This window comes from Marinobacter sp. SS5-14b, assembly GCF_030541005.1.
Classification (GTDB): Bacteria; Pseudomonadota; Gammaproteobacteria; order Pseudomonadales; family Oleiphilaceae; genus Marinobacter.
Window position 1 is genome coordinate 152,849 of the sequence record NZ_JASSVM010000001.1, and the last position, 21,646, is coordinate 174,494.

19 protein-coding genes and 1 tRNA gene are annotated in these 21,646 nt (G+C 56.9%); 9 read left to right on the forward strand and 11 right to left on the reverse strand.

What is annotated here, in order from left to right:
* Positions 1 to 3 precede the first annotated feature (3 nt).
* Together ihfA and QPL95_RS00665 are read left to right on the forward strand one after the other, a co-directional pair.
* Positions 4 to 306 (forward strand): integration host factor subunit alpha, encoded by a 303-nt coding sequence (ihfA, locus tag QPL95_RS00660; protein WP_044386556.1) that lies wholly within the window; start codon positions 4 to 6, stop codon positions 304 to 306.
* Positions 287 to 652, forward strand: a complete 366-nt coding sequence (locus QPL95_RS00665) for a MerR family transcriptional regulator (protein WP_303289091.1) — start codon at positions 287 to 289, stop codon at positions 650 to 652. Before ihfA ends, QPL95_RS00665 begins: the two co-directional genes overlap by 20 nt.
* 92 nt (positions 653 to 744) lie before the next feature.
* On the opposite strand, the gene QPL95_RS00670 is transcribed toward QPL95_RS00665, so the two are convergent.
* Complete coding sequence (locus QPL95_RS00670) at positions 745 to 933, reverse strand: DUF2892 domain-containing protein (protein WP_303289092.1); 189 nt, start codon at positions 931 to 933, stop codon at positions 745 to 747.
* 113 nt (positions 934 to 1,046) lie between these two features.
* Here QPL95_RS00670 and QPL95_RS00675 point away from each other — a divergent pair, with 113 nt between their 5' ends.
* The gene (locus QPL95_RS00675) at positions 1,047 to 1,688 is read left to right on the forward strand and encodes a Crp/Fnr family transcriptional regulator (protein WP_303289093.1); all 642 of its coding nucleotides are present in this window, start codon (positions 1,047 to 1,049) and stop codon (positions 1,686 to 1,688) included.
* Between the two features lie 9 nt (positions 1,689 to 1,697).
* Here the strand turns inward: QPL95_RS00675 and QPL95_RS00680 are convergent, their stop codons facing one another.
* A complete protein-coding gene (locus QPL95_RS00680) occupies positions 1,698 to 2,837 on the reverse strand; it encodes a glycerate kinase (RefSeq protein ID WP_303289094.1) in 1,140 nt (379 codons plus the stop codon).
* A 39-nt stretch (positions 2,838 to 2,876) separates the two neighbouring features.
* The gene (locus QPL95_RS00685; protein WP_303289095.1) at positions 2,877 to 3,329 is read right to left on the reverse strand and encodes an Lrp/AsnC ligand binding domain-containing protein; all 453 of its coding nucleotides are present in this window, start codon (positions 3,327 to 3,329) and stop codon (positions 2,877 to 2,879) included.
* A gap of 205 nt (positions 3,330 to 3,534) precedes the next feature.
* On the opposite strand from QPL95_RS00685, the gene putA reads away from it, so the two are divergent.
* On the forward strand, positions 3,535 to 7,161 hold the full coding sequence (gene putA, locus QPL95_RS00690) for a bifunctional proline dehydrogenase/L-glutamate gamma-semialdehyde dehydrogenase PutA (protein ID WP_303289096.1): 3,627 nt from the start codon (positions 3,535 to 3,537) through the stop codon (positions 7,159 to 7,161).
* Positions 7,162 to 7,336: 175 nt separating this feature from the next.
* A complete protein-coding gene (locus QPL95_RS00695; RefSeq protein WP_303289097.1) occupies positions 7,337 to 7,900 on the forward strand; it encodes an NADPH-dependent FMN reductase in 564 nt (187 codons plus the stop codon).
* 57 nt (positions 7,901 to 7,957) lie between these two features.
* Here the strand turns inward: QPL95_RS00695 and QPL95_RS00700 are convergent.
* Positions 7,958 to 8,034: transfer RNA gene (locus QPL95_RS00700), tRNA-Pro, on the reverse strand.
* A gap of 110 nt (positions 8,035 to 8,144) precedes the next feature.
* The gene (locus QPL95_RS00705) at positions 8,145 to 9,788 is read right to left on the reverse strand and encodes an FMN-binding glutamate synthase family protein (protein ID WP_303289098.1); all 1,644 of its coding nucleotides are present in this window, start codon (positions 9,786 to 9,788) and stop codon (positions 8,145 to 8,147) included.
* 233 nt (positions 9,789 to 10,021) lie between these two features.
* Here QPL95_RS00705 and QPL95_RS00710 point away from each other — a divergent pair, with 233 nt between their 5' ends.
* Positions 10,022 to 11,617: a BCCT family transporter gene (locus tag QPL95_RS00710; protein WP_303289099.1), complete on the forward strand. Its 1,596-nt coding sequence runs from the start codon at positions 10,022 to 10,024 to the stop codon at positions 11,615 to 11,617.
* 71 nt (positions 11,618 to 11,688) lie between these two features.
* Here the strand turns inward: QPL95_RS00710 and QPL95_RS00715 are convergent, their stop codons facing one another.
* The 4 genes from QPL95_RS00715 to QPL95_RS00730 all read right to left on the reverse strand — a co-directional run bounded on the left by QPL95_RS00715 (position 11,689) and on the right by QPL95_RS00730 (position 15,476).
* Positions 11,689 to 12,636 carry an alpha-L-glutamate ligase-like protein gene (locus tag QPL95_RS00715; RefSeq protein WP_303289100.1) on the reverse strand — a complete coding sequence of 316 codons (948 nt, stop codon included), beginning with the start codon at positions 12,634 to 12,636 and terminating at the stop codon, positions 11,689 to 11,691.
* Between the two features lies 1 nt (position 12,637).
* Positions 12,638 to 14,155: an inactive transglutaminase family protein gene (locus QPL95_RS00720; protein WP_303289101.1), complete on the reverse strand. Its 1,518-nt coding sequence runs from the start codon at positions 14,153 to 14,155 to the stop codon at positions 12,638 to 12,640.
* Entirely contained in the window at positions 14,152 to 14,958 is an 807-nt protein-coding gene (locus QPL95_RS00725; protein WP_303289102.1) for a RimK/LysX family protein, read from the reverse strand. Before QPL95_RS00725 ends, QPL95_RS00720 begins: the two co-directional genes overlap by 4 nt.
* Before the next feature lie 134 nt (positions 14,959 to 15,092).
* Positions 15,093 to 15,476, reverse strand: a complete 384-nt coding sequence (locus QPL95_RS00730; protein ID WP_303289103.1) for a hypothetical protein — start codon at positions 15,474 to 15,476, stop codon at positions 15,093 to 15,095.
* A 258-nt stretch (positions 15,477 to 15,734) separates the two neighbouring features.
* Between QPL95_RS00730 and rmuC the strand changes: the two genes are divergently transcribed.
* Together rmuC and QPL95_RS00740 are read left to right on the forward strand one after the other, a co-directional pair.
* Entirely contained in the window at positions 15,735 to 17,219 is a 1,485-nt protein-coding gene (gene rmuC / locus QPL95_RS00735) for a DNA recombination protein RmuC (protein ID WP_303289104.1), read from the forward strand.
* Between the two features lie 4 nt (positions 17,220 to 17,223).
* The gene (locus QPL95_RS00740) at positions 17,224 to 18,105 is read left to right on the forward strand and encodes a hypothetical protein (RefSeq protein ID WP_303289105.1); all 882 of its coding nucleotides are present in this window, start codon (positions 17,224 to 17,226) and stop codon (positions 18,103 to 18,105) included.
* Between the two features lie 6 nt (positions 18,106 to 18,111).
* Here QPL95_RS00740 and QPL95_RS00745 read toward each other — a convergent pair whose 3' ends face one another.
* Positions 18,112 to 19,131: an AraC family transcriptional regulator gene (locus tag QPL95_RS00745; RefSeq protein ID WP_303289106.1), complete on the reverse strand. Its 1,020-nt coding sequence runs from the start codon at positions 19,129 to 19,131 to the stop codon at positions 18,112 to 18,114.
* A gap of 201 nt (positions 19,132 to 19,332) precedes the next feature.
* Here QPL95_RS00745 and QPL95_RS00750 point away from each other — a divergent pair, with 201 nt between their 5' ends.
* Entirely contained in the window at positions 19,333 to 20,391 is a 1,059-nt protein-coding gene (locus QPL95_RS00750; protein ID WP_303289107.1) for a CaiB/BaiF CoA-transferase family protein, read from the forward strand.
* A gap of 7 nt (positions 20,392 to 20,398) precedes the next feature.
* On the opposite strand, the gene QPL95_RS00755 is transcribed toward QPL95_RS00750, so the two are convergent.
* Entirely contained in the window at positions 20,399 to 21,628 is a 1,230-nt protein-coding gene (locus QPL95_RS00755; RefSeq protein ID WP_303289108.1) for a PQQ-binding-like beta-propeller repeat protein, read from the reverse strand.
* Between the last annotated feature and the right edge of the window lie 18 nt (positions 21,629 to 21,646).

The window sequence follows — 21,646 nt, forward strand, 5'->3', positions numbered from 1 at the left end:
CAGATGGCGGCTTTGACGAAAGCGGACATGGCAGAGCGCTTGTATGAAGAGTTGGGTCTCAACAAGCGGGAGGCCAAGGAAATGGTCGAGGCTTTCTTCGATGAAATCAGAGGCGCACTCAGCCATAACGAGCAGGTTAAATTGTCGGGTTTCGGCAACTTTGATCTCAGGGACAAGAAGCAACGGCCGGGACGGAACCCGAAAACGGGTGAAGAAATTCCTATCAGTGCACGACGCGTAGTTACGTTTCGACCAGGTCAGAAATTGAAACAGAAAGTAGAAGCGTATGCTGGAACCGAGTCATAACAACGAACTCCCCACCATTCCGGGGAAGCGCTACTTTACCATTGGTGAAGTTGCCGATCTGTGTGCGGTAAAAGCGCACGTACTGAGGTATTGGGAGCAGGAGTTCCCTCAGTTGTCGCCGGTCAAGCGCCGGGGTAACCGCCGCTACTATCAGCGCGCCGATGTGATCACCATTCGCCAGATTCGAAGCCTGCTGTACGATCAGGGCTACACCATCGGTGGTGCCAAGCAAAAGCTGAGCAGCACTGAGGTCAAGGATGACACAACGCAGTACAAGCAACTGATCCGGCAGATGATTACCGAGCTTGAAGAAGTGCTGGACGTACTGAACGCGCCCGCGCGTTAACAACGACCGTCGCGGTTGTTCAGGACGATCAGGAAAGGCCGGGGTGCTTCAGCACTCCGGCCTTTCTGCGTTCAGGAAGGCCTGACTGCGCGTTATTTGGTTTTGCAGGTCTTGATGCCGAAGATGGAGTAGGCGGGGCAGTTGCCGATCAAGGCAGTGGCAAGTGGTACTATGCCAACCCAGCCCCAGGCGGTTTGCGGGCCTACAAATACCAGAGCGATCAAGACAACGCCCACGATGGCACGAATTATACGGTCTGCTGAACCCATGTTTACCGTCATCTCTGAATCTCCTGTGTGATGTCGGGTGATGGCTTGACTATATTCCTGTGGTGGTCGCGGTTCAGTGATAAAGTCACACAGGAGAAACTTCATTGGCAATCCAGGCGCCATCAATGACAAAGCACAGTATTCTGAATACCCTCAGTGATCGCTTGCGCAGCGAGGCACTCGACGGCATAAGCACCATGCGTTTTCCAGCCGGGCAGGTGTTGTTCAGTGCCGGAGAGCATTGTCGTGGTTTGCCGTTGGTGTTGGGTGGCAGCATCAAGGTACAGATGACGGGGGCATCAGGGCACAGCATCGTGCTTTACCGGATGGGCCCGGATGATATCTGCACCCTGTCGATCGGCTGTCTGATGACCGGGCGGGGATATCGGGCCGAAGCGGTGGTTGAAGAAGAGTCGGAGGCCGCCATGGTCCCCAGAGGCCTGTTTGATCGGTTGATGGATCAGTCCGCCGAATTTCGCCTGGGCATTATGGAATCTTATGGCCGTCGCCTGGATGATCTGATGATGCTGGTTGAGGAAGTGGCCTTTCATCGAATGGATGAGCGGCTTGAAGAATGGTTGCAGGCCCGGGCGGGCCAGGGGCAAAAGTTGCTGACGATCACGCACCAGGAGTTGGCGGTGGAGCTTGGTACCGCGCGGGAGGTAGTCAGCCGACTACTGAAGGAGCTGGAGCGCAGGGGCAAGGTTCAGCTTGCGCGGGGAAAAATAGACCTGTCGGGCTTGTCGAACTCTCTGATCCGCACCTGAGCTTCTCAATCAGGGGGTGCCGGAAAGGCGGTGGACAAGCCTTGCCAGCTGCTCCGACGACTGCTCCAGATTAAAATCAGCGCTTGCATAGGCCTGCTGGAGGTCCATCGGTGCGGGTGTAATAGAGAATGCCGCTGACAACCCCAGGTCATGCAGTTCGTTGAGATCGCCACCCAGCTTTCCGGCCAGGCCGATGGCTGGCACGCCGTATTTTTTTGCCAGAGCCGCGACGCCTGCCGGTGTCTTGCCAGAGGCGCTTTGCGCATCGATCGATCCCTCCGCCGTAATCACCAGGTCGGCCTTCTTGATCTGGCCTTCCAGCTCCAGCGTTTCTATGACCAATTCAATGCCGGGACGGAGTTCTGCGCCAAGAATGCCAGCGGCCATGCCTCCGATGCCACCTGCGGCGCCGCTGCCGGGGAAGCCGGCTATGTCCAGGCCCTGTGCGTCGAGTAGCCGTGCGAAGTGCGCAAGATTATTGTCCAGCTCGGCAACCTGTGCAGCAGTGGCTCCCTTCTGCGGGCCAAACACGGCCGCCGCGCCATGGGGGCCAAGCAAAGGGTTAGTGACATCGCAGGCGACTATCAGGCGGACCCCGTCAAAGCGCTGGGCGGCCGGTTTGAGGTCCAGGCTGTGGAGCTTCGCAAGCCCCTGGCCCCCCGGGGGGATATCGTCGCCATGTTCGTCCAGCAACCGGGCGCCGAGTGCCTGTAACAGACCTGCGCCACCGTCCGTAGTGGCGCTGCCACCGAGCCCCATGATCAGGGTGGCCGGGTGATGTGCAAGTGCTGCGAGAAGCAGCTCGCCCGTGCCGAAACTGGAAGCCCTCATTGAGTCTCTTCTATGGGGCGGTACGCAGTGCAGGCCACTGCCTTCAGCTACCTCCACAATGGCTGTTTCACCATTTCCGATCAGACCGAAGTGGGCGGTCACGGGATCGCCCAGAGGGCCAGTGACGGATACAGACTGTAGCTGCCCCTGGCAGGCTCTTGTCAGTGCCACTGTGGTGCCTTCGCCGCCGTCCGCCAGGGGGATCTTGATCAGCTCATCGTCCGGAGCTGCCCTTTGCCAGCCACGGGCAATGGCGCTTGCCACCTCTTCGGCTGTCAGGCACTCCTTGAACGAATCCGGGGCGATAACAATGCGCATGCTAAAGGGCCACCCATGTGGTCGGGGCTGAGGCATTCATTATAGGCCCCGGTCTTTCACGCTTTCCATCACCACAAAGGTGCTGGTTTGCAATACGTGAGGCAGGCTCGATATCTGTTCCCCCAGTACCTGGCGGTACTCGGCCATATTCTTTGTTCGGATTTTCAGCAGGTAGTCAAAGTTGGCCGCCATCATATGACATTGCTCTACGGCAGAAATCTGCTTCACTGCAGTGTTGAAGGTGGCGAGTGCTTTGCTGCTGGTGTCATTCAGTGTGACCTGTGCAAACGCCACATGAGATAGCCCGAGTTTGGTCTGGTTGACCATGGCGCTGTAGCCGGTGATGTACCCGTGCTCCTCCAGTCGGCGCATGCGTACCTGGCAAGGCGTTTTAGACAGCCCGACCCGAGAGGCGAGGTCCGTCACCGTCATGCGGGCGTTTTTCTGCAGCTCCCGGATGATTGAATGGTCGATTCTGTCGAGATCCGGCATGGCTGCTATCCTTTAATGTAAAGCGATCAGTTTGTTGTTGAGAGGCTGATGCGTCTGATTCTACCGATTTGGCAGGATTAGTGGTAATTCATCGCTGGCTAATAAAGGAAAATATTAAGGCAAAATGCCAATGAACAGGAAAATAGCATATTCCGCCTTGGCTTAGAATGCGGACAGCGTTAAAAATAATCAGGAGGGTAGCCCCATGAGTTCACAGCAATCCGCGACGCCAGATATGAATGAGTTGCGCCACGCCATCCGCAGCAATTATCTGACGGACGAATATCAAGTAATTCACCGGCTGATTGCTGAAGCTCAGTTGTCGGACGACACCCGTAAGGCTATTTCCGCCCGGGCCGCAGACCTGGTTCGCAGCGTTCGAAACGGCGCGCGCCCGACCATTATGGAAAAATTCCTCGCCGAGTACGGGTTGACCACCAAAGAAGGTGTGGCATTGATGTGTCTCGCCGAGGCGTTACTTCGCGTACCGGACAACCTGACCATTCAGGACCTGATTGAAGACAAGATCACCTCGGGCAACTGGGGCGCCCATGTGGGCAAGGCCAAATCCGGGCTGATCAACTCTGCCACCCTGGCGTTGCTGATGACCAGCAACCTGCTTAAAGACTCCGAGCGCCAGAGCGTGGGCGATACTCTGCGCAGGCTGGTCAAGCGTATGGGGGAGCCGGTGGTTCGCGTGGCCGCAGGCCAGGCTATGAAGGAAATGGGCCGGCAGTTTGTGCTGGGTAGAGACATTGAAGAAGCTCAGGACAATGGCAAGGCGCAAGAAGCGCAGGGGTATACCTACTCCTACGACATGCTGGGTGAGGCCGCCCGCACCGACGAAGATGCGGAGCGGTATTTCAAGGCGTACTCCGATGCCATCGACAGTATCAGCAAGCGCTGTGAAGGCGATGTGCGCACCAACCCGGGTATTTCGGTCAAACTTTCGGCACTGCTGGCCCGTTATGAATATGGTCAGAAAGAGCGGGTAATGGACGAGCTGGTTCCTCGCGCTCTGACTTTGGCCAAAAAAGCCGCTGCCGCTAACATGGGTTTCAATATTGATGCCGAAGAACAGGACCGGCTGGACCTGTCGCTCGACGTCATTGAAGCAGTTTTGTCCGCGCCCGAGCTTAAAGGCTGGGATGGCTTTGGCATTGTGGTTCAGGCCTTTGCCAAACGGGCGTCCCAGACTCTGGACTGGCTGTATGGGCTGGCGCAAAAGCTTGACCGTCGCATCATGGTGCGCCTGGTCAAGGGTGCTTACTGGGATGCGGAGATCAAGCGCGCACAGGTGATGGGCCTGACCGACTTCCCCGTGTTCACCCGTAAAGCCTGCAGTGACGTCTCCTATCTGGCCTGTACCCGTCAGTTGTTGGGCATGACAGACCGGATCTACCCGCAGTTTGCCACCCATAACGCCCACTCTGTGTCTGCGGTACTGGAACTGGCGAAAGATCTGAGTCGTGACAAATTCGAATTTCAGCGCCTGCATGGCATGGGCGAGTCACTGCACGATCAGGTGCTGGAAGACAGCAAGGTGCCGTGCCGCATCTATGCGCCTGTGGGTGCCCACAAAGACCTGCTGGCCTATCTGGTTCGCCGCTTGTTGGAAAACGGTGCCAACAGCTCCTTTGTGAACCAGATTGTCGACACCAGCATCACGCCGGAGGAGATTGCCAAAGACCCGGTTGATGTCGTGGTTGGTCTTGGCAAAGACATTTCCAGTAAGGCGATCGTGCGCCCGGCCAACCTCTTCGGTGATCAGCGTCGTAATTCCAAAGGCTGGGATATTACCGACCCCGTCACGGTGGCCGAGCTCAACGAAGGGCGTGGTCGATACAAAACCCATCAGTGGCAGGGTGGCCCGGTGATGGCTGTTCCCGCTTCGAGTGATCAGGTGGTAGAGGTTCGCAACCCGGCCAATCCGGACGATCTGGTAGGTCGGATTACCTATGCGTCCGAAGCTGATGTCAGTGCTGCGCTGGATGCGGCTCAGGAGGGCTTTAGTCAGTGGTCAACTGTTCCGGCGGAACAGCGGGCAGAGCTGATCCGCAAAGTGGGCGACCTGTACGAGGAGAATGTTCACGAATTATTCGCCCTGACCACCCGTGAAGCCGGCAAATCCTTGCTGGATGCCGTGGCGGAAATTCGCGAAGCCGTGGACTTCGCCATGTATTACGCCAACGAAGGCATTCGTTATAAGGATGCAGGCCAGGGCCGAGGTGTGATGTGCTGTATCTCGCCCTGGAACTTCCCGCTGGCTATCTTTACCGGCCAGATTCTGGCGAACCTGGCGGCCGGTAACGCCGTTGTGGCCAAACCCGCGGAGCAGACATCTTTACTGGCCGTGCGGGCGGTTGAGCTGATGCACGAAGCCGGCATTCCGAAAGAAGCAGTCCAGCTACTGCCGGGTGACGGTGGCACCGTGGGCGCTGCGTTAACCTCCGATTCACGGGTTGCGGGTGTGTGCTTCACCGGTGGCACTGACACCGCAAAACTGATCAACAAAGCCATGACCGAGAACATGGCCCCCGATGCGCCGCTGGTGGCTGAAACGGGCGGTATGAACGCCATGATCGTGGATTCCACCGCGCTGCCGGAGCAGGTGGTGCGTGATGTACTGGCGTCGTCGTTCCAGAGCGCCGGGCAGCGTTGCTCGGCGTTGCGAATGTTGTACGTGCAGAAAGACATTGCCGACAACCTGCTGGAAATGCTCTACGGCGCCATGGAAGAACTCGGTATTGGCGATCCCTGGTTGCTGTCTACCGATGTGGGTCCGGTCATCGATGAAGAATCCCGCAAGAAGATCAACGACCACTGCGCCAGGTTCGAGCAGCAGGGTAAGTTGCTGAAGAAGTTGCCGGTGCCCGAGAAAGGCCTGTTCGTCTCACCCGCTGTGCTCAAAGTGAGCGGCATCGAGGAGATGGAAGAGGAAATCTTTGGCCCGATTCTGCACGTGGCGACTTTCGAAGCGAAGGACATCGACAAGGTAGTGGATGCGGTGAATGCCAAGGGCTATGGCCTGACGTTTGGCATTCACAGCCGGGTTGATCGCCGGATCGAGCACATTGCCAGCCGCATCAAGGTCGGTAACACCTACGTTAACCGCAACCAGATCGGTGCCATTGTCGGCTCCCAGCCCTTTGGCGGTGAAGGTTTGTCAGGCACCGGCCCGAAAGCCGGCGGGCCGCAGTATGTGCGCCGCTTTATCAAAGGTGAGGTGGTTGAGAAAACCGCGGTTGAAGGCAAGGCCATAAACGCTGGCAAGGCGCAGAAGCTGATCGACCAAGTAGGTAAGATCGACGCGCCGATCGCCGAAGGGCGCCAGGAAATGCTCAAGGTGTTCTTCAACTACGTGCCGATTGCCCTGGATCTTGGCCACGAGGAAATGCCGGGGCCAACCGGAGAGCAAAACCACCTGTCCTGCCATGCTCGCGGTGTTGTGCTTTGTTTGGGGCCGGATGCTGAATCAGCAATAGAACAGGCCAGCACGGCTCTGTCGCAAGGTAACAAGGTGGTCGTGGTGGCTCCGGGTGCTGAAAAGGCGCTGGCCGACGCCATCAAAGCAGGCTTGCCCGTGGTGGCCTGCGACGGTGTTCTGGAGCCAGAAGCACTTGCCACACTGCAAGGCTTTGAAGCCGTGGTCAGCGTCGCAGAAAAGCCCCTGCTCAAGCAGTATCGGCAGGCTCTGCTCAAGCGCGACGGTGCACTCTTGCCGATCATCAACGAGCACAAGCTGGACCAGCGCTACGTGATCGAACGGCACCTCTGCATCGACACCACCGCCGCCGGCGGCAACGCCAGCCTGATTGCTTCCTCGGAGTAAAAGAAAAACGGGGTCAGACCCGGGGTCTGACCCCGGCCTGAAATGACAAGTCCCATACCCCTGTATTGTTCAGGCAAATTGAACGAAGGTTGCTGATCTCTCCGTTATCTTTTGCGTGATCGGGTGACTATAGTTTTAGCACCCACGAGTTTTCTCACCACAAGGATGAACGATTATGTCGCTCAAGCTTCAGACGATTATTTGCAGCACCCGCCCAGGCCGGATAGGGCCTTCAATTGGCCGGTGGTTCAATGGCTTTGCCAACGAGCAGGGCGGCTTTGCCAGTGATCTGGTCGACCTGGCGGACTTCAACTTGCCGGTTTACGACGAGCCCAACCACCCCCGCATGCAAAAATACGAGCATGACCACACCAAAGCTTGGTCCGACAGTGTTGCCCAGGCCGATGCCTACGTGTTTGTGATCCCGGAATACAATTTTTGCCCACCGCCGTCGTTCATCAATGCACTGAACTACGTGTACAACGAATGGAATTACAAGCCTTGTGGGTTTGTCAGCTACGGTGGCGTATCCGGGGGCCTGCGGTCGGCGCAGATGGCCAAGCAGCTGGTGACCACGGTGAAGATGATGCCCATGGTCGAAAGCGTGATGGTTCAGATGCCCTGGGAGCTACTGGATGACAATCGGAATTTTCAGGCGGGTGACCACCACACTGGATCGGCTTCAGCGATGCTCGAAGAAATGGCCAAGTGGGCCGGTGCCCTCAAGGCGATGAGGTAGAGGGTATAGAAACAACAAAGCCCGGACCGTTTGGTCCAGGCTTTGTGTAGGGAATTCTGGTCGGGACGGTAGGATTTGAACCTACGACCCCTTGCACCCCATGCAAGTGCGCTACCAAGCTGCGCTACGCCCCGTAATCCGCAAGCCACGATAAAACAGGTTTATCTCAGTGGCTTAGCGGGAGCGAAGTCTACACCAGCCCCCGGGAAAAATAAACAGGTGGTGGGCGTTTTTCTTGCCGAAACTAGCGCAGTTTGGTTTCCCTCAGTTTCAATATGAACTCCGGCGGCTCGAAGGTATCTGGCTCGGCGTTTTCCCAGTATTTGTCAAACACCGTCAGCCCGGTTTTTCCTTCCAGCAAGGCTCCCGGCTCCAAAAAGGGGAACAGGTCCAGATAACTGTGCACTTCGGTTTTGGATACCCTGCGCACAATGTGCTCCGGCCCCAGTTCAGAGGGATGTTTCAGGCCGGAGGCTTCCAGCAGATTCTGCAGGGCATCCAGTGTGTTCTTGTGAAAGTTGTATACCCGCTCGCTTTTCAGAGGCACGTCCAGCTTGTTGCCTCGCCGAGGGTCCTGGGTAGCAATGCCGGAGGGGCAGCGCCCGGTGTGGCAATTCAGGGCCTGGATGCAGCCCAGGGCAAACATGTAGCCGCGGGCAGCGTTGCACCAGTCTGCACCCAGCGCCAGGGTGCGGGCGATGTTAAAGGCTGAGGTGATCTTGCCTGCAGCACCGATGGCGATGTCTTCACGCAGGTTGGTGCCAACCAGCGTGTTATGCACCAACAGTAACGCTTCCGTCATCGGCATGCCCAGCCGGTTGATAAACTCCAGCGGTGCCGCCCCGGTGCCACCTTCGCCGCCATCCACCACGATAAAGTCGGGCTTCTTGCCAGTCGCCAGCATGGCTTTGACGATGGCGAACCATTCCCACGGGTGACCTATGGCAAGTTTGAAGCCCACAGGCTTGCCACCGGACAGCTCACGCAACTGCTCAATAAATTCAAGCAGTTCGATCGGGTTCGAAAACGCAGAATGGCTGGAGGGCGAGATGCAGTCTTCGCCGACCTCGACACCCCGGGCCTCGGCAATTTCCTGAGTGACTTTTTCGCCGGGCAGAATACCGCCATGGCCTGGTTTTGCTCCTTGAGATAGTTTGAGCTCTATCATTTTTACCTGCTCAAGGGCGGCATTTTTCTGGAACATATCGGGGTTGAAGCTGCCGTCCGGATGGCGACAGCCAAAATAGCCCGAACCGATCTCCCATACCAGGTCGCCGCCCGGCTGCTGATGGTAGCGGGAGATAGAGCCCTCGCCGGTGTCGTGGTAGAAGTCGCCTTTCTTTGCGCCGGTGTTCAGGCTCAGGATGGCGTTGGCGGATAGCGAGCCAAAACTCATGGCCGAGATGTTGAAAACACTGGCGCTGTATGGCTTGTCGCAGTTTTTGCCAATCAGGATGCGGAAGTTGCTGTTAGTCAGTTTGGTGGGTGTCAGCGAGTGGTTCATCCACTCAAATCCTTCGTCATACATGCCCAACTGGGACCCGAACGGGCGCTTGTCGAGAACGTTTTTGGCGCGTTGATACACGATCGTGCGCTGCTCACGGGAGAACGGGCGCTCTTCGGTGTCGGACTGAATGAAGTACTGACGGATTTCCGGGCCTACAGATTCAAACAGATATCGGAAGTTCGCCATGATTGGGTAGTTGCGGCTGACTGTATGGCTGCGTTGCAGCAGATCCCGGGTGCCGAGGGCGGCCAGGGCCGCGAAAATTGCCGGGATGATGTAGCCGGAGCCAGCCCACAGGGTGATCGGCAGTGAGATGACCAGCCCGGCAACACTGATTGCGTAAGCGGTGTAGCGAAAAGGAAAGGTGGTGGTTTTTGCCATAGTTACCTCTGGTAGGCCGGAGCGCGTTGATGGCTGAAGTATACGTCACTAAATTTACGCTGTGTTTTCTGAAGCTGGTCTATGCTTATGTTTGTGGATGCGACATTTAACTTGCTTTGATGTTTTGAGCTCAAACTAATAAGATGACGCGCTTGTAACATTTGAAGGTCGGTTCACACGATCTGACACTCACGCAATATTCAGCAATCACACCAAAACCAGGAGGCTCCAACGTGGGCGAGGTAGTGAAAGACGAATATCAGACGGATTACGTCGCAGGCCAGGATAATGTCAATCCTTTTGGTCTCGATCTGCATAACTGGGTGTTCCCGGTTACGTCAGTCATTGTGGTGCTGTTCGTTATTGGCACCCTTATCTTTCCAGGAGAGTCGAAAGCACTCCTGGACGGCGCCAAAGGCGCGATTATCAACAATTTTGATTGGTTCTTTATCCTGAGTGCGAATGTCTTTGTGGTGTTCAGTCTCTCGTTGATCTTTTTGCCAGTTGGCAAAATTCGCCTGGGTGGCCAGGATGCAAAGCCTGAGTTCTCGACCATGTCCTGGTTCGCCATGCTCTTTGCGGCCGGCATGGGTATCGGTCTCATGTTCTGGGCGGTTGCAGAGCCGGTTGCCTATTACACCGGGCACTGGGACCTTTCGCCATTCAATGTGACACCGGAAACGCCCGAGGCCCGGGACTTGGCCATGGGCGCCACCATGTATCATTGGGGCCTGCATCCATGGGCTGTGTATGCAGTGGTGGCACTGTCGCTGGCATTTTTTGCCTACAACAAGAATATGCCGCTGACGATTCGCTCGGCTTTCTTTCCGTTGTTGCGTGATCGTGTGTGGGGCTGGCCCGGGCATATTATTGATGTGCTGGCGGTTGTGGCTACGATCTTCGGGCTGGCAACCTCGCTGGGCTTTGGTGCACAGCAGGCCGCTTCTGGTCTGGACTATTTATTTGACACCTCGTCAGGCGTAAACGTGCAAATGGCGATCATTACCGGTGTCACGTTCGTTGCGCTTATCTCGGTGCTTCGCGGCTTGGACGGCGGTGTTAAGGTGCTCAGTAACTTCAACATGGTTGTAGCGGCTGTCCTGTTGCTGTTCGTGATATTCGCCGGGCCGACGATGGCTATTATCGATACGATTTGGGTGACGAGTTCAAGCTATGTTGCCAATTTTGTACCGCTCAGTAATCCGTTTGGCCGTGAAGACGAAGGCTGGATGCGTGCCTGGACTGTGTTTTATTGGGCCTGGTGGATTTCCTGGTCACCGTTCGTAGGCATGTTTATTGCCCGGGTGTCCAAAGGGCGCACGGTGCGTGAGTTTGTGACCGCAGTGCTGATCATTCCAACCCTGATTACCATTGTGTGGATGAGCACCTTTGGTGGCTCGGCACTGGATCAGATGCAGAACGGCATTGGTGAGTTGGCGGCCAACGGCTTACAGGAGGTTCCGCTGGCGATGTTCCAGATGCTCGAAAACCTGCCGATGACCGCCATCATGTCCTTTGTTGGTATTGTCCTGGTGTTGGTGTTCTTTATTACGTCCTCTGACTCCGGGTCGTTGGTTATTGACAGCATCACTGCAGGTGGTAAAACCGATGCGCCGACCGCACAGCGTGTGTTCTGGGTTGTGATGGAAGGGGCGATTGCCGCTGCTCTGATTTTCGGTGGAGGTGCTGATGCCCTCGGCGCAATTCAGGCTTCTGCCATCAGTGCGGGGCTGCCGTTTACGGTCGTTTTGCTTGTTATGTGTTGGAGTCTGATGAAAGGCCTGACCCATGAAAGAAAGCTGTTAATACAGCGGGGCGAGTTGACCTGATCAGGTAACCGTCGCATAAAAAAACCGGGGCTTCATCAGTCCCGGTTTTTTTATGCCTGAGCCCGAAGGGCTCAGCGCCTACTGAACGCTTCCATCGCATACTGCGCCCTTTCCCGGGGGCTGAAATGGGGGCGTTTCAGAGCTTCGATATTCTTCAGCCGGGGCAGCAGTCCACAGCCATTGGCCATCTGAATCGCAAGCCCTGGGCGGGCGTTTAGCTCCAACAATAGCGGGCCTTCCTGGGCATCGACGACCAAATCCACGCCCATGTAGCCAAGCCCGGTGGCTTCATAACAGCGCGCGGCCATTTCCAGCATGTCTTCCCATGCCTCAATGTGAATGTTTTCAAGAGTCAGGCCGGTATCCGGGTGCAAGGTGATGGGCCGGTTAAACTGGACGGCGTTCAATCCCTTGCCAGTGCCAATATCCAGCCCCACGCCCACCGCGCCCTGGTGTAAATTGGCTTTGCCATCCGACGCCTTGGTGGCCAGGCGCAGCATCGCCATCACCGGATAACCCTGAAACACGATGATGCGAATATCCGGTACCCCCTGGAACGAATACTTCGCCAGAGCAGGAGAGGATTGCACCAGGTTTTCTACGATCGCGACATCCGGCGTGCCGGCCAGGGAATAAAGCCCGGCCAGAATGTTGGTCAGGTGCCGCTCAAGCATCGCCACGGATATGCGTGCGCCGGATGCTTTGACGAAGTCATCACCATCTCGCCCGATAATCACTGTGATGCCTTTGCCGCCGGAACCTTTGGCAGGTTTGATGGCAAACCCTGAAAGGTCTTCCGCCATTTCCCGGAAATGGGAAATCTCATGTTGCTGGCGAACTACCTGCAGCAGCTTTGGTGTTGTCACGCCGTACTCACTGACGGCCAGCTTGGTTTTTAGCTTGTTGTCGACGAGTGGGTAGGATGAGCGTTCATTGTACCGGGCAATGTAATCCACATTGCGCCGGTTCATATTCAGCATTCCGAGCCTGGTCAGACTGCGAGGGGAAATCCAGTCCATGTCAGTCGTAGGCCTTCATCGGGGTGAAACGCCGAAGTTCGCTGAGCTTGTAGCCGGTGTACTGGCCCATCAACAGAATTAGCCCCAGGATCACCAGATGCAGTTCGGGGAAGTTGAACGTCAGGTGGCCCGCCAGAGGCGTGCTCATGGCCAGGTAGGCGCAGATGGCGACAAACAGACTGCCGGTGCCTTGTGCCAGAACTTCCCGGGGACCTTCCTCTTCCCACAGAATCGACATGCGCTCAATCGTCCATGCGATGATCACCATGGGAAAGAAGGTGACCGTCATGCCGGTATTAAAGCCCATCTGGTAACCCACAATGCTCAACCCGGCGGTGATGAAAATGACCAGAATGATCAGCGCGGAAATCCGTGAGACCAATAGCAGGTTAAGGCTCGACAAGTAGCCTCGGAGCAAAAGCCCGATAGCCACCACCGAGAGAAAGGCAATCAACCCTGGCACCAGGGTGGTCTGAACAAAGGCTACTGCGATCAGCACCGGCATGAAGGTGCCGGAGGTTCGCACGCCAATAACAATGCGCATGAAGGCGACCATCAGTGCGCCGATGGGTAGCAGCAGTAACATGCGGAACATGCTTTGTTCTTCAATGGGAAGCTGGTAGAAGCTCAGCACGCTCAGTCCGTTGGAACTTGCCTCCAGGGTTGCCAGCTGCAGTGCCGGTACCGTTTGGCGAAGCATGGAAAAGCTCACTTGTGAGTTGTCACCACCCAGTACATCCAGCAGAGATTCCGAACCCTGTCGCCATAGCAGCAGGTTCTCCGGAACCCCCTGTTCGGCCGTGCGCGGATCAAAAGTCAGCCAGCGCTTGCCGTTGTAGATCTGCAGGAAGGGCACCAGTTGTTGCCGGCGGCGGGCGTCTTCCAGCTTCAGCGCGTCGGCAGTGCGAGCGGCAATGCCCGCGTGGTTAAGCATGCGAACCAGCAGTCTGAGATAGTTTTCATCCGATACCAGCAGCGTTGTGTTCTGGGTGCGGTTGTCTGGCTGCATCAACAGAATCAGTTCCCGGGTCATACTTTCCGGAGAGCTTGATCGTTCCGTTGCCTGGCTCAGTAGTTCGCGCACGGCCGTTGCCTGGGGCTCTTCCCAGAAGACTGCCTGGGGCCGGGGGGGCCGTGCAGGGCGCTGTTCGGGCGCGGTTTCATCCGGAACAAACTGGGCTTTGAAATACAACGTCTGCGGCCCGGTGACTTCGCGTTTGGTCCACTCTGCGCGCCGGCTACCAGAGCTCTCCAGAATTGAGAATCCATAGCCGGGCGAGGCGGCCTGTTCGGTCAGGATGCGAAAGCCCGGTGGTTGTTGGGGAATGTGCAGGTTAACCTGGGCGGGGTCGCCCTGGCCTTCAAAGTCTACCCTGGCTTCAATCATCCACACCGGACGTTGTTCTCCGGTCATCCACGGGATGCCAAGCTCAATATGGCGCCAGGTGGCGAAGGATATGCCCGCTGTAATCAGGAGAAATACAGCCACATAGAAAGGGATGCGGGACCTTACGGTCATGCGTCGTCTCCCGTGGAAGTTTGGTCAACGTAAGACTTTGGCAGTTCAGTGGCGAACTCTTTGCCTACGTCAATGAGCATCACGTCGCGCAGTACGTTGCGGCCAATCAGCACTTCGTAAGTCAGGTTGGTACGATCTGCCAGGGTAAATTCGGCAACCTGCTGGTGGTCGCCAATGGCAAATTGAAGCTCAACCACGACACGGCGTTCTGCTTCGTCGGCTGCCGACTGGATGATCTTCACCCGGCGGGAAACTTCTTTTTCCATGGTTACCCATTGTTCACTTTCCGCTCCGGGGACCGGCACCTCAAAGCGCACCCAGTTGCCACCATCCCGTTCAAAGCGTTTAACGTTGCGAGCATGAATGGAAGAGGTTTCGGCACCGCTGTCTATACGCGCGGTGTAAACAATGCCCGGGTCTGCCAGGAACAGTTTTTCGACTTCTCCGACTACCACTTTCCCTTTCAGGCGATCAGCCCGACCGGTGTCTTTAGGGGGCGGGGGGCAGCTTTGCCGAACCACGGGTGGCGGGCAGCTAGGCTTTTCGACCTGGGTCGAGATGGCGTCCAGAATGGTCTGGGTGGCCTGTTGGCTCTGGTTCAGCAACTGCTCTTGGCGCACCCCCGCATTACTCTCCATTGTGACCAGCGTGGCGCGCTGTTTGTTGACCGCAGTGCGGATGTCTTCAACCCCTTCCTTAGGCACCATGAAATAGTGATCCGCTGCGCACCCGGACAGCGCAATCATCAGTGCTGATACCCCGGATGCGAGCAAAATCCGGGGCCGCAAGAACGTGTAACCCATGAATGTCCCCTGAATTGGCTGCGCTTATAAACCGGTGTTGGACTCCGGGCAGCCACTGGATGTGTTGTCGGTCAGGTGGGAGAGTATACTACAAGCCGCCTGTATCGCGACTTTACAGATGGTTAAGGCGGGGTTTAGCTGCCGAGGAACGGGCCTTTGCCCAGGGGGGTTTCCGAGCGCAGGTATTCCTGAATAACCGGTGAGCAATTCAGGTAAAAAAGCAGCAGCTCTCTTTGAATGTCCTGATCCTGAATGCGGGATGCAAAGCCGATCACTTCTTTCAGGGTGCGGTCATCCTCGGCGGCGTTATCCGGGGCCGTAAACGATTGTCCGTAGCGTGCACGCAACAACGTGGTTACCCGTTCCAGGTGGAACTCGCCAGTATGGGTGATATGGGGCAGGAGCTTCACGCCGCTTCTACGGCCGGATGGCTGCTCTTTCGCCCACTCCGGATCGTCCTCCGGGCTGCTGGCCTGCAGGAAATCTGCTCCGAGTTTTCTCCAGAGTTCTTTGAACATGCTCTGTTCCCGCCATTGGGCGCCCAGTAAATTGACCACTAAAGCGTTATACGATGTGTTCCATGGTTTTAGATGAATTTTTATCTTGCGTCCATAGAACAAACGGCGCAATTGCGCTAAATGCCAATCAGTCGATGCCGTCTCTGAGGCTTTGTCCCGGTATGGAGCAAAAGGTTCCGGCATTGGGGTAGACTGTCAGGCTTTGGTCTTTGCTATCAGTATTGAATAAACCCACCGCATTTCAAGGAGAAATGGCCCGTGCTTGAGGCATTTACCCAAATCATCATCGCCCGGCCAGACATCGCTGCGGGCGGGTTGGTCGCGTTGTTGGTTAGTTGCCTGTTGGTTTTGGGCTTGTTGTTTCGCAGCCTGGTGGAACGCAGTCGGTTGCGCCGGCAACTGGCCGAGGTAAACCAGGCTAGCGCTTTGCACGACCAGCAAGTGGGCTACCTGGAACGCTCGTTGAGTGAGCAGCAAACCCGGGCTGAAAAACTGGAGCGTGCGATTGACGGTTGGCGGGACCAGGTTTCCGAACTCAAGGCAGACCTGCGGGAGCAGGAAGTCACCCTCGAGAAAGAACGCCGAAACACGGGCGAGAAGCTGGAGTTGCTGGAAAAGAACCGGGATGCCCTCAAGCAGGAATTCGAGAACCTGGCCAATCGCATCTTCGACCAGAAAAGTGAACGCTTCAGCCAGCAATCCAAAGCCAGCCTGGATTCTCTGCTCAACCCGTTCCGGGACCAGTTGCAGGATTTCCGCAAGCGGGTTGAAGACGTGTACACCACCGAAACCCGTGATCGCCAGGCCTTGCGCAGTGAAATCAAATCCCTTCAGGATCTGAACCGGCAGATCACCGAAGAAGCCGCCAACCTCACCAAAGCCCTGAAAGGCGACAAGAAGGTTCAGGGCAACTGGGGGGAGTTGATTCTCGAGCGGGTTCTGGAACGCTCGGGTTTGCGTAAAGGCGTGGAGTACGAAACTCAGGGCAGCTATCGGGACGGTGATAACCAGCTGCTGCGACCGGATGTGATCGTGCACCTGCCGGATCAGCGCAATCTGGTGGTGGACTCCAAGGTGTCTCTGGTGGCCTACCAGCAGTGGGTGATCGCCGAGGATGACGACGCCCGGGCAGACGCCCTGAAGCAGCATGTAGAAGCGGTACGCAACCACATCCGTACTCTGAGTGAGAAAGACTACAGCCAGCTCAGCGGCCTGCATTCGCCCGATTTTGTGTTCCTGTTCATGCCCATTGAGCCGGCTTTTGTGGCGGCATTCCAGCAGGACGAGAACCTGTTCGCAGAAGCCTTCGAACGAAAGATTATTGTGGTAACACCTACCACTTTATTGGCCACATTGCGAACCATAGAAAACATCTGGCGTTATGAACGCCAGAGCCAGAATGCCCGTCGCATCGCCGACCGGGCCAGTGCCGTGTATGACAAGTTGCGGGTATTTGTGGAAGCCATGGAGCGCCTGGGCAGCCAGCTACACACCGCCCAGGGTACGTACGATAATGCGATGAATACCCTGACCCGAGGCCGTGGTAATCTCATTTCTCAAGCGAACCGGTTTGTTGAGTTGGGTGTTCGGGTGAAGAAGGAATTGTCCAAAAATATCGTGGACCAGGCCGAAGTGGACGCTGATGATCCCGACGATATGGATGAATCTCAACCCGCTGAGCCCCGCCGCGAGGTTGAGCCGGCAGAAGCGTTGCAAGACAGCACAGAAAGCAAGCAGGAGTAGCGGTATGTTTTTAACAAGTAAGCGGCGTGCGCCGGTAGCCCGTTTATGGCTGACCGGCATGGTGTTGTCCTCCGCCCTGGTGGTGTTTTCCGGGCAGGCTCAGGCTCTGGAGCCGGAACATGAAATCCGTCGTTTGATGCTGGCCACCGAAGAGTCGGTCAGTGCCGGCCGCTGGAGCGAAGCGGGCGAATACCTGAACCGCCTGCAGACCATGGAAGGAGAAAAGCCGGCCGACTACTTCTATTACCGTGGTAGAGCCATGTTGCAAGCCCAGCGCCTGAACGAGGCGCGCTCCGCCCTGGAGGCCTACGTCAGTCGCGTGGGGGCAGAAGGGCAGCATTATCAGGAATCCCTGAAGCTGATCACTGACATTGAAAAGGAAAGCAAGGCGACCGCCCGCGCGCTTGCGGAAGGTGATGGCGGGGTCAAGGAGCCGGTGGCCATCATTGAGCCTGCTGGCGGGGAAGATGTGCAAACCCTGAAACGCCTGTATCTTGCCAAATCCGATCGGGAAGCCCTGACCATTCACCTTAACGCGTTGCTGGATGCCACCGGCTGGCGAAAGGACAAAACGGTCGTCCGGCTGGACCGGCCGGCGGATATTCAGTATCGGGTCACCCTGAACGACAGTGCTCTGAACATTCAGGAAATTCGTAGGGAGATAGACGGCACCACTGTTCGAACAACCAGCTCGTTACCGGTCTACGGGGTGAACCCGCAGCCCCGATGGGACTGTGAGCCGGCAGTGGGTGCTTGCTGGATCTACGATCCCAGAGATGGCTCCCGTCTGTTTCAGTTGGCACAGAACCAGGGGCAGGTCAGTGACATTGCCCGGACCCTGGGCCGCCTCATCCGTAATTTGCAGCAGGGCAGCGGCGGCGCCTGAAGCTGATCAGTGTGCCAGATCACCCCGTTCGCCTTCCCGCCAGGCGCCCGGGGTAACACCGGTCCACTTCTTGAACGCCCGGTGGAAGGTGGATGGCTCGGTAAAACCGACCCGTTCGGCTATATCATTAATGGGCAGCTCCTGATGGCTCAGGTAGTAGATGGCCATGTCTCGCCGCAGTAAATCCTTGATCTCCTGAAACGATGTGTTCTCCTGCTTTAAACGCCGCCGCAGAGTTTGCGGGCTGGTGTGCAGCTCCTGGGCTATCCAGTCGAAATCGGGCATGGGTTTCGAAAAGTCCCGACCAATCAATCCACGGATACGGCCCGTCCAGGTGTTGCTTTCATCAGGGCGTGACAGTAAATCCGCAGGCGAGGTTTTCAGAAACTGCCGCATCTCCGGCTTGTCTCGAATCACCGGGGCAGACAGAAAGCGCTTGCTGAAGGTGAGGGCAGTGCAATCGGATTCAAACGACAGCGGGCAGCGGAATATGTGCCGGTATTCATCACCATGCTCCGGCCGAGGGTAACTGAATTCCGCTTTCTCCAGCTCCACCGGCTGCCCGATCAGCCAGCTGCCCAGCCTGTGCCAGATCACCAGAATGCTCTCCTGGAGGAAATAGGCGGGGTCGTGGAGTTCACCCTCGATGCGGCTCACCAGGCGGGCATTGGTGTCGTTGGCTTCAAGCTCCATGCTGACCATCGGCTCAAATAGCCGGGAGAACCGGAATGCCTGCTGGAATACTTCTTCGAGCGTCTGGCAGTTGATTACCAGCGCACACATCGTGGCAAAGGTGCCATACCGCGCTCGCCGTGGCCCCATGCCCATAAACTCATCGTCGGTCCGGCTCCAGATAACCTGCATCAACCGGCTGAACTGGTCGCTGTTTACCCGGGCTTTTTCAATGCGCAGCAAATCCGGTGAAATGCCGGCTTCGTGCAGCAACAGGCGAGCATCCAGCCCGAGACGTTCGGCCCCCGACAGGGATGCCTCGACAAAATGCTTGGAAACCGTAAGGGTAGACATAACCAGAACCATCCGTAGAAACGACGTTCATCATAAGTGGCCGGTGAGACAATGCAACCACCAGAGATGTTGGTTAAATGGAAGAAACGGCCAATTGGAATGAAGGAACCGGCAGTTGGCCCCGATGGCAAAACACGGCAGCATAAACCCGAATAACGAGACCGACCCAACCGGCACCCGCCATACCTAAAGGAGACCGCCATGTCAGGCCCACTCAGTACCCTCAAGATTCTGGATTTCAGCACCCTGTTGCCCGGGCCCTACGCCACCATGATGCTGGCAGACATGGGCGCGGAAGTGCTTCGGGTAGAAGCTCCAGACCGGGTAGACCTGACCAAGGTCATGCCCCCCTTTGATGGCAAGTTCAGCACCACCTATTCCTACCTTAGCCGGGGCAAGCAGACTTTGTCGCTCAACCTGAAGCAGGAAGGCAGTGTGGAGAAGGTCAAAGAACTGGTGCAGGAATACGACATCGTGGTGGAGCAGTTTCGCCCCGGTGTGATGGATCGTTTGGGTATAGGCTATGAGGCCCTCAAGGCGATCAACCCCAATCTCATTTATTGCGCCATCACGGGCTATGGCCAGACTGGCCCCTACAAAGACCGTGCCGGCCACGACATCAACTACCTGGCTCTCTCTGGCGTTGCCAGTCATTGCGGACGTGCCGACAGCGGCCCGCCACCCATGGGTATTCAGATCGCCGACGTGGCGGGCGGCTCCCACCACGCGGTCATGGGCATTCTTGCCGCTGTGATCCAGCGCCAGCAAACCGGGCAGGGCGCTTTCATCGACATCAGCATGACCGACGCCGCCTTTGCCCTGAACGCCATGGCCGGCTCGGCCGCTCTGGCAGGCGGGCAGCCTCAGAAGCCAGAGAGCGGTATGCTCAACGGCGGCACCTTCTACGATTACTACCAGACCAGTGATGGCCGCTGGCTCTCCGTGGGCAGCCTGGAGCCGCAGTTTTCAGCGCGGCTGTGCGACACACTGGGTATTGGCGAGATGAAGAGCTTGACGATGAGCCAGAATCCAGAACATCAGCAAAAGCTGAAGGCGGTTATCAAGGAAAGGCTAGCGGCCAAGACGTTTGCCGAGTGGCGGGTGATTTTTGCCGAGGTGGATGCCTGCGTGGAGCCTGTGCTGACGATTGAGGAAGCGGCGGAGCATCCTCAGATTAAGGCGCGGAGGATGGTGGTTGAGGGGGATCGGGGGGATGGCCACAGCCAGAATCAGCTGGGCCACCCCATTCTATTCCGTTAACGGAGGGTTATCGGTTCTTGAACTGGGAGACGTGCAGCCCCATGCCGCCGTCCATGGTGGCTGCATACCCTGCGTAAATGTGATCGCCATCTACAGCCACACGGCCCTGGGTAATCTGCACGGCGCGGCCGGTTTTGCTTTCTGCAACCAGCTGGCCGTTGGTGTCGTATTTCTCATTGCGGCCGTCACCGACTACAAACACCTCACCATTGATCAACGCCATATCCTGAACAATGCCGTTGCGATTGGCTTTGTTCCAGTAGAAGCCGCCCAGGCCATCCATTTTGGCGATTCGGCGCCCGTCAGCGTTAGACGTAACAACATAAAGGTCGCCCCGATAGTCTTCCGCCACCAGAACCGGCCCCATCAGGCCGTAGCTTGACGCCGGTGCTGTCAGGGTCTTTTGCCAAAGCTTCTGGCCGTTCTGGTTCCAGCGGGTTACCAGGCCTGCGCCACGAGGTTCCACAGATTGCGTGGTGATCAAGTCGCCGTCCATGGTAAAGAGTGATTCCCCGAGTGCCGTGCCCTCTTCGTCGGCGTCTGCTTGCCACAGCAGTTCACCGGCAGCTGAGAACAGGCTGATTTTCCAGCCCCCTGTAAGGGCATAGTTTCCGTTGCTGCTGAATGCAATGTGCCAGGCGGAGTGTTCAGGGTGGTCAACGTGTGAAAGCTTGTCGCCGGTCAGACTGAAACGCTGGGTTGAAAGCCCGGAAACGACAACCTGATCACCATTAATAGCCAGCGCTCGCATGTCTTCCTGATCACTCAACTTTCGGGTCCAACGTTGCTCTCCGTTGCGGTCGAAGCTAACGAGATGAGAGGTGAACCCGGTGCTGTTATCGGTTGTACGCTGGGTGATCGCAATGCTGTAGAGGTTGCCCTGATTGTCTGCTACCAGCGCTCGGGTATCATCGAAAAACCGTGCTGAACCGTTGTCGTCAGTGCGTTGCAGCGAGGCAGTGCCCACCCACAGCCGATCACCGGTTGGGGAGAACTTGACGAACACGGCCTCTTCCTGCCGCTCGGACAGACCGGTTTGGTTGGCTGTGCCAGCAACCAGCACATCACCGTAGCTGTCGACAACCATATCGTTTAGCCAGGTTATGCGGTTATCGCTGGATGTAGCGCCGTGATTGTACGTGGCCACCCATTCCGGGGTGACGGCAGCGGTACATGCCGCCAGTATTGCAACAAAAGCTAACAGGCCAAAGGTTTTTGGGGAGGGTGCTGCACGCATGAGATCGCTCCTGATCGT